The organism is Roseiarcus sp., assembly GCF_052145395.1.
GTDB lineage: Bacteria > Pseudomonadota > Alphaproteobacteria > Rhizobiales > Beijerinckiaceae > Roseiarcus.
On record NZ_JBKQOT010000082.1, the window covers coordinates 1 to 6,893 of the forward strand.

6 protein-coding genes and 2 pseudogenes are annotated in these 6,893 nt (G+C 66.2%); 1 reads left to right on the forward strand and 7 read right to left on the reverse strand.

What is annotated here, in order from left to right; genetic code table 11:
* Nucleotides 1–137: 137 nt before the first annotated feature.
* From ACLP25_RS02755 to ACLP25_RS02765, 3 genes and pseudogenes are all read right to left on the reverse strand, one after another.
* Nucleotides 138–803 (reverse strand): TenA family protein, encoded by a 666-nt coding sequence (locus ACLP25_RS02755; protein ID WP_442467708.1) that lies wholly within the window; start codon nucleotides 801–803, stop codon nucleotides 138–140.
* A gap of 11 nt (nucleotides 804–814) precedes the next feature.
* Nucleotides 815–1,662, reverse strand: a pseudogene (locus ACLP25_RS02760) (BtpA/SgcQ family protein).
* The gene (locus ACLP25_RS02765; RefSeq protein WP_442467712.1) at nucleotides 1,659–2,168 is read right to left on the reverse strand and encodes a PfkB family carbohydrate kinase; all 510 of its coding nucleotides are present in this window, start codon (nucleotides 2,166–2,168) and stop codon (nucleotides 1,659–1,661) included. Before ACLP25_RS02765 ends, ACLP25_RS02760 begins: the two are co-directional and overlap by 4 nt.
* On the opposite strand from ACLP25_RS02765, the gene ACLP25_RS02770 reads away from it, so the two are divergent.
* Nucleotides 2,135–3,304 carry an IS110 family transposase gene (locus tag ACLP25_RS02770; protein ID WP_442467709.1) on the forward strand — a complete coding sequence of 390 codons (1,170 nt, stop codon included), beginning with the start codon at nucleotides 2,135–2,137 and terminating at the stop codon, nucleotides 3,302–3,304. The two genes, ACLP25_RS02765 and ACLP25_RS02770, sit on opposite strands and share 34 nt — an antisense overlap.
* A 544-nt stretch (nucleotides 3,305–3,848) precedes the next feature.
* Here ACLP25_RS02770 and ACLP25_RS02775 read toward each other — a convergent pair.
* From ACLP25_RS02775 to ACLP25_RS02790, 4 genes and pseudogenes are all read right to left on the reverse strand, one after another.
* Nucleotides 3,849–4,325: pseudogene (locus tag ACLP25_RS02775) on the reverse strand (PfkB family carbohydrate kinase); the annotation flags it as partial.
* Between the two features lie 7 nt (nucleotides 4,326–4,332).
* On the reverse strand, nucleotides 4,333–5,085 hold the full coding sequence (locus ACLP25_RS02780) for a glutamine amidotransferase (protein ID WP_442467713.1): 753 nt from the start codon (nucleotides 5,083–5,085) through the stop codon (nucleotides 4,333–4,335).
* Nucleotides 5,086–5,137: 52 nt separating this feature from the next.
* Complete coding sequence (locus ACLP25_RS02785; RefSeq protein WP_442467710.1) at nucleotides 5,138–6,208, reverse strand: phosphotriesterase family protein; 1,071 nt, start codon at nucleotides 6,206–6,208, stop codon at nucleotides 5,138–5,140.
* Between the two features lie 33 nt (nucleotides 6,209–6,241).
* Nucleotides 6,242–6,893: ABC transporter permease (locus ACLP25_RS02790; protein ID WP_442467711.1), on the reverse strand; the 652-nt coding region annotated here is incomplete at its 5' end.

Here is a 6,893-nt window from a genome sequence, read left to right on the forward strand (position 1 = left end):
CTTGCGACGGCAGCTACGGCTAATTGAGATGAAACCAATGTTTGACGTATTTGTTCCGCTGCCTCATCTCCGAGCCCAAGTCACTGCCAAGGGACGCGCGGAGCGACATCGTCATCGCGACCGACGCTGACGGATCGCTAGCCATAGGCGGCGGCATGGAAGGGAATCTCCGCGGCGAGCGCTCGTTCAAAAAGTTCTCCGAGACGCGCTTGCCGCGCCGCTGTCAACGTCGGACCGCGGGCGTCGAGTTCGCTCCGCAATGAGGCCACTCCCTCTGCGAAGGCTCCGCCGGCATGGAGCGCCACCCAGTCTCGGATCGCGGGGCGCGCCGACGGCGTGCGATGGGCTCGCGAACACCATGTGAGGTAAAGCCACTCCGCGCCGAGAAAACAGGCCAAAATCTCCTCATATCCTTCCGTCGTCGCCACGCTCCGGAACAGCTCGTGGAGCGCAGCCGACCCGCCTTGCGGCGGGAGCCCGACCCGCTGATCGCGCGGCGCGTGGATTCGGTCGAAGGCCTCGGCAAAGAAACGCTCCTGATCGGTCACCAGGCCGTGCAGGTTGAGCGCGAGACGACGCCGCTCCTGGAACGACGGCGCCTTGGCGACCGCGTAGCCGAGCGCGGCGGCGGCGGTGTCGATGAAGGCGTATTCGATGCGAAGGTAACGGGCAAAGACGTCGTCGGTCAAGACGTCCGAAGCGACTTCGCGGAAGAACCGATGACCGACGGCGACGTCCCATGTCGATCGAGCGCGGGCTCGGAGGGTCTCGCAGAACGACGCGTCCGAAACTGGGCTGGGCATGCGTCCTCCGCTCACCGCGCGCGCCCGGCCCGCTCGACGAAGGCCTTGGCTCGCGCCGGGTCGACCGGGCTCCACCATCCCCCGCCGACCTTCAGCGCACTGGCGACGATGACGCCGTCGACGATCGCCAGGATGTCTGCGACATTGTCGGGTGTGACGCCGCTGCCGACCAGCGTGGGAAGCGTTGCGGCGGCGCGGATGCTCCGAATGTAGTCGAGATCGGCGGCATGGCCGGTGCGCTGGCCGGTGGCGATCACGGCATCGGCGCCGAAAAACTCGACGTCGCGCACCAGTTCGGCGAGGGGCCGGTCCTGCACGATGGCGTGTGCGCCATGCTTTACGTGGGCGTCGGCCAGGGTGCGCACGCCCTCGGCGCCGAGCTGCCGCCGATACCGCAGCGCCCGCGCCGCCGCTCCTTCGATCAGCCCCTCGTTGGCGACGTAGGCGTTGACCCATTGCTTGACCCGGACGAAGCGGGCCCCGGCGGCGCACGCCACGGCCAAGGCATGCAGCGCCGCGTTGGCGAGCACGTTGACTCCGATCGGCAGCCCCGTTTCGCGCCCGATGCGATCGCAGCGACCGCCATGTGCGCCGCCGTTTCGGGCCCGATGTCGTCAGGCTTGGCGAAGGGAATGTCGCCATGATTCTCGACGATGAGGCCGTCGAAACCGGCCGCGGCGTAGGCGCGCGCGTCCCTCAGCCCGCGTTCGTAGATCGACTCCACCGGCGAATCTCGATGATCCGGCGCGCCAAGCAGCGGCGCGAGATGCACGACGCCTACGAGGACGTTCTTCTCACGACCGAAAATGGCTTTCAGCGCATTGTCGCGCGGGTGCGCCACGCTTGGGAAATCGCTCATGTTCGAGGCTCCTCTTGAGCCCACCGCGAAAAGAGCCGAGCCATTTCGGCGCAGGTGGGAAACGACGCCAAAACGCCGCGCCGCGTAACCGCGATCGCCGCGGCCTCGACGGCGATCCGGAACGATCCGCTCCAGGCGCGCCCGGAGGCGCGCGCTGCGATCAGCGCGCCGCAGAACACGTCGCCCGCCCCGACGGTATCGACCGCCGCCGCCGCAGGCGCCTCGAATCGCACATCCCCGTCGGCCGTGACGAACGCCGCCCCCTGCGCGCCAAGGGTGAGCGCAGCTGAGCCCGCGCCCATCTCGCGCAACGCGCGCGCCGCCGCGAGGGGGTCTTCGCGGCAACCGAGTTCGACCGCCTCGCCCCGGTTGACGACGACGAGATCGACAAGGCTCCAGATCCCATGGGAGGTGGATAGCGACCGGCGCTCGGGCAGAGTGAGGTTGCGAACCGCGCACTCTGGAGACGACCATGCCGATTGATGCCGACCGAGCCGAAACGCCAGCCGCTATCCAAACCCATTTTGCGGCAATCTTCATTTCTTTGGAACTCAGCCGCTCTGTCTGGCTGATCACGTCGCTGACGCCCGGCGGCGGTGAGAAGATGTCGAAGCATTCTGTACGAGCCGGGGACGTCGCGGCGCTGCTGGCGCGGTTTTCCGAGCTCAAGCAGAGGGCTTTGGCGCGGACGGGCAAATCCTTTCCAATCGTCACGATTCAGGAAGCGGGGCTGGACGGCTTCTGGCTGCATCGCTTGCTGGAACGGGAAGGAATCGAGAGCCACGTCGTCGATCCGGCCTCGATTGCGACGTCGCGCCGGCGTCGGCGAGCCAAGACCGACAGGATCGACGGTGAGGCCCTGCTTCGCGCCCTGCTGGCCCATAAGCGCGGCGAACCCCGGGTCTGTGCCATGGTCAAGGCGCCGACGCCCGAGGAAGAGGACCGCCGTCGTCTTTGCCGCGAACGCAAAGTGCTGATTGCCGAGCGGGTCGAGCACGTCAATCGCATCAAGGGATTGCTGTTCGCCCAGGGAATATCCGCTTACGAGCCGTTGCGGCGCGATCGACGTCAACGGCTCGAGGAGCTGACGACGGGAGACGGTCGCCCTTTGCCGGCGCATCTCAAGACCCAGATCAGCCGCGAACTCGACCGGTTGGAACTGCTGCTCAATCAGATCAAGCTGACGGAGGCCGAGCGAGACGAGGTGCTCGCCGCGCAACAGACCGCTGCGCCGGCGCCGGCCGGGAGGATGCTGCTCGACTTCAAAGGCATCGGTCCGGAATTTGCCGCCGTCCTCTGGTTGGAGGGGCTCTTCCGCCATTTCGACAATCGACGCCAGATTGCCTCTTACGCCGGACTCGCGCCGACGCCCTGGCAGAGCGGATCGATCGATCGCGAGCAAGGCGTCTCCAAGGCCGGTAATGCGCGATTGCGAACCACTCTCATTCAACTCGCCTGGCTGTGGCTGCGCCATCAACCGCAATCGGCGCTATCGCGCTGGTTCCATGAACGGGTCAAACGCGACGGCGGCCGCATGAAGAAGACGACCATCGTCGCTTTGGCGCGAAAGCTGCTTGTGGCGCTGTGGAAATACGTCGCCACCGGCGTCGTCGTCGAAGGCGCCGTGATGAAAGCCTCCTGACCGAAGACCCGCAACCGCTTCTCAAGAATCCCGGGCCCCCGTAGGTCCGGGTGGATCCAGGTGAACGAACCGAAGTTTGATTTGGCTTCAATGCCGAGCTCCAGAAGGGTCTCGTTCTCCTGAGCCTTTGCCGCGGCGCACGCGGGATAGGGGTGCGGCCGTTTCGAGCGGCGACCGTATGTGAGTTTGAACCGGCTCTGGAAACGGACCGGGTCATGCAATCTGGCTCAGACCATGGATCGCGAAGCTGAACGAGTGAACGAGTTCGGGCTTGATCGAACCGACGCTGTGCGACAGCCGTTCGCTGCCGGCGCCATTTTCGGCTAGACGACGAGACGTGCGTCAAGGACATGCGCTTCGCGCATGCCGGCTTCGCCGGTGCTGCGCATCCTTGACCCCCATCTCGCGCTCGCCATCTTCGCCGCCAACAGCGAACGCCGATATGCCGAACTGCCCTGACCACGCCCTGCCGCAACAAAAGCTCTTGACCACGGGGGCCCCCATGTGAACCATACTCGGCGGCGGGATACGTGGGTGAGGGATTGAGCGCCGTGGCTGCGCCCCGGCGGCGGGCGAGCGCCAGGACGGCGCGTGTCACGGCGGGCCTGAGGTTCCCCTGCATCAGCACCCAATCGCCTGGCGCGATCGACTCGGCGAGCCGGGCGTCCTCGGCAGGATCGAAGGCGCGCGCCGCGTCGACGAGGCTGACGATCATGTTCTCGGCAGTGGCGTCCACCAGGATCAGGCACCGGTCGGTCGCGCCGTCGAAGGCCGCAAGGCCATGCGCCGCCACGCCCTCCGCCTCCAGCGCCTGTCGGATCCGGGCGCCGGCCGCGTCGTCGCCGAGCGCAGCCGCGAGCCGGACGGGAACGCCGCAGCGCGCGATGACGATCGCTTGATTGGCGCCTTTGCCGCCGAGATCTTCCGCAAGCTCCCGCGCGACAATGGTCTCGCCGGACCGCGGAAAGCGGTCGACGTGAAGAATGGTGTCGATCGCGGCGTTGCCGAAAACGTGGATCATGGTTCCGCTAGCGGGCTCTCACCAGCCACTCGAGCGCCTGCCGCCACAGGCGCGTGTATCCGGGCCACGCCGCGAACTCCGGCGGCAGCCAGTGCGGGCCGATGTCGGAGGTCCAGGCGAGCGTGCGGCCGTTGCCGAACGCGCCCGCCACGAGCAGCGGCTTCTCGCCGTAGTCGGCCGACGCGGTCGCAAGGATCGCCGAACCGGCCTTCGGCTTGACCTCGTTGAAGCCGAGCAGCGCCGGCCAGACGCCCTCAAACCCTTGCAGGATCGGATGGGCGTTCTGCTTGATCACCGGCGTGAAGCCTTCGGGAAGCTCGACGCGGTCGTCGTAAGGCAGGATGTCGACGGGGAGGACCTCTTCAACCGGCGTGCCGTGATAGCGCGCGCCGCCGTTGATGCCCTGAAAGCTGTAGTAGCCGCCGACCATCAGGAGTCCGCCGCCGTTTTCGACGTAGGCCTTCAGCGACCGCAAGCGGTTTGGGGTGCGTTTGCTGGCGATCCACGTGTCGGGATGCAACAGCAGGGTGTTGGAGCCGATGTCGGAGAGGATCACCGCGTCAAAGGCGGCGAGGCCTTCCAGCGTCTGGGGAAAGTCGCGCTGGGCCTCGTGCGACGGCATGTACTTCAAATCGAACGGCGATCCTTTGAGCGCCTCGACGAGCGGCTCGGCGCCGAGGTGAAAAGTCACCGTCGCAAACTGATCGAAGCCCTTGATGTGTGTGCCGGTCGTGACCCAGGATTCGCCGGCGAGCAGAATGTTGTAACGCTTATCTGACCCAAAGGCTTTCGGAAGGCTGAAAGGCGAGCCGTCAGCGGGCGCGGTGCTCTGCGCAGAACACGCGCCGCGGATTCTCGATGAGGATGTGATCGATCGACTCTTGAGTCATCCCGTGGCGCCTCAGACGCGGGACAAAATGTTTGAGGATGTAGCCGTAGCCGAAGCCGCCGTAGCGGGTCAGCATCATCTTCAGGAACACGTCCTGCGACATCAGGATGGCGTTCACGTAGCCGTCGTCGACGAGACGACAAATCGCGATGGCGTTCTCCTCGTCGCACGGCGACTGCGCCTGCTGATCGGCGCAGAAGTAATCCATGCCGATCATGTCGTACTCGATGAAGGCGCCGCGGTCCGCGAGGCTGCGCTGGTAGGCGGGATCGTGCAGGCTCGGGTTCATGTGGCACAGGATGGTGTGCCTGAGGTCCGCGCCTTCGCTCTCCGCGGCGTCGAGCACGCGATGCGCGAGGCGCTCCCAGCCCGGCAAATGGATTGTCAGCGGCGCGCCGCTCATCTTTGAGGCGCGCGCCGCGCCGCGCAGCACCTTCTGCTCCTCGGCCGTGAAATCCTTGCTCACGCCGATTTCGCCGATGATGCCGGCGCAAACTTCGGGCTCGACCTCGCAGACGCCGCAGTCGGCGGCGATCGCCTCGGCGATGGCCTCGACGGACATTTTCTTCACAGAGTCCGGGTGCGACGCCTCGAGGTAGAAGCCGGCGCCCATGACGATGTTGAGGCCGGTCCGTCGGGCGACGCGCTGCAGCGCCGAGGGATCGCGGCCGATGCCGACGTTGGTCGGATCGACGACCGTCCGGCCGCCGTACTCGACGAAATAGCCGAGTTCCTCGACGGCGGCCTTGACGTCGAGCAGTCCGCAATTGTCGCGATTGAGGAACGGGTTCATTCGCAAATCGCCGATCATCGAGATGTCCAGCGGCCGTTCCGAAAAGCCGATGTCGCTTGCGCAGCAAGGCCGCTTCCACCAGCTCGAAGTGTCCAGCAACACGTGCTCGTGCATCAGCGTGACGCCCATCGACTCGACCGGAATCGGCCCGAGCACGGTGCGCACCGTTCCCGACTTCACGCCCGTGCGAGGTTTGGCCATATCGACATTCCTTGAAATCAGCCTGCCTTGAAATCAGCCTGTCCGCCGCCCGGTCCGGAACAGCCGGAAATTGAGCCAGATGGCGACGAGGATGATGACGCCTTCGACGATCGGCGTGAGAAACGGCGAAAGATGGCAGAGGATGAGGCCGTTGCCGATCACCGCCACCGTCAGCGCGCCGAGCATGGTGCCGACCATCGTGCCCCGGCCGCCGAACAAGCTCGTCCCTCCGAGCACGACCGCTGCGATGACGTCGAGTTCGAAGCCGCCGCCGGCGTTCGACGAACCGCTGCCAAGACGCGCCGCGATGATGATCCCGGCCATGGCGGCCGCCAAGCCGCTCAGCGCATAGACCGCCATCGTCACGCGCTCGGTGTTGACGCCGGCGCGCCGCACCACCTCGGCGTTGGCGCCGACGCCGGTCACATAGCGGCCGAAAGTGCTTTCGTTGAAGACGACGTAGCCGGCGACAAGCACCGCGACGGCGATGATCGCCGGCATCGGCGCGCCGAGCACCCAACCGCGGCCGATCTCGTTGAAGGGGCTTTGCGGGTCGATCGGGATCGAGTAGCCCTTCGTCAGCAGCAGCGCCGTCCCGCGGATGGCGCTGAGCCCGGAGAGCGTCACGATGAAGGCCGGGATGCCCTCATGGGCGACGAAGAAGCCCTGGACCAGGCCTATTGCG

Excerpts from the sequence above, each read along its gene's own strand:
- ACLP25_RS02755 (WP_442467708.1), bottom strand. The coding sequence starts at position 803 with ATGCCCAGCCCAGTTTCGGACGCGTCGTTCTGCGAGACCCTCCGAGCC.
- ACLP25_RS02770 (WP_442467709.1), top strand. The coding sequence starts at position 2,135 with ATGCCGATTGATGCCGACCGAGCCGAAACGCCAGCCGCTATCCAAACC.
- ACLP25_RS02785 (WP_442467710.1), bottom strand. The coding sequence starts at position 6,208 with ATGGCCAAACCTCGCACGGGCGTGAAGTCGGGAACGGTGCGCACCGTG.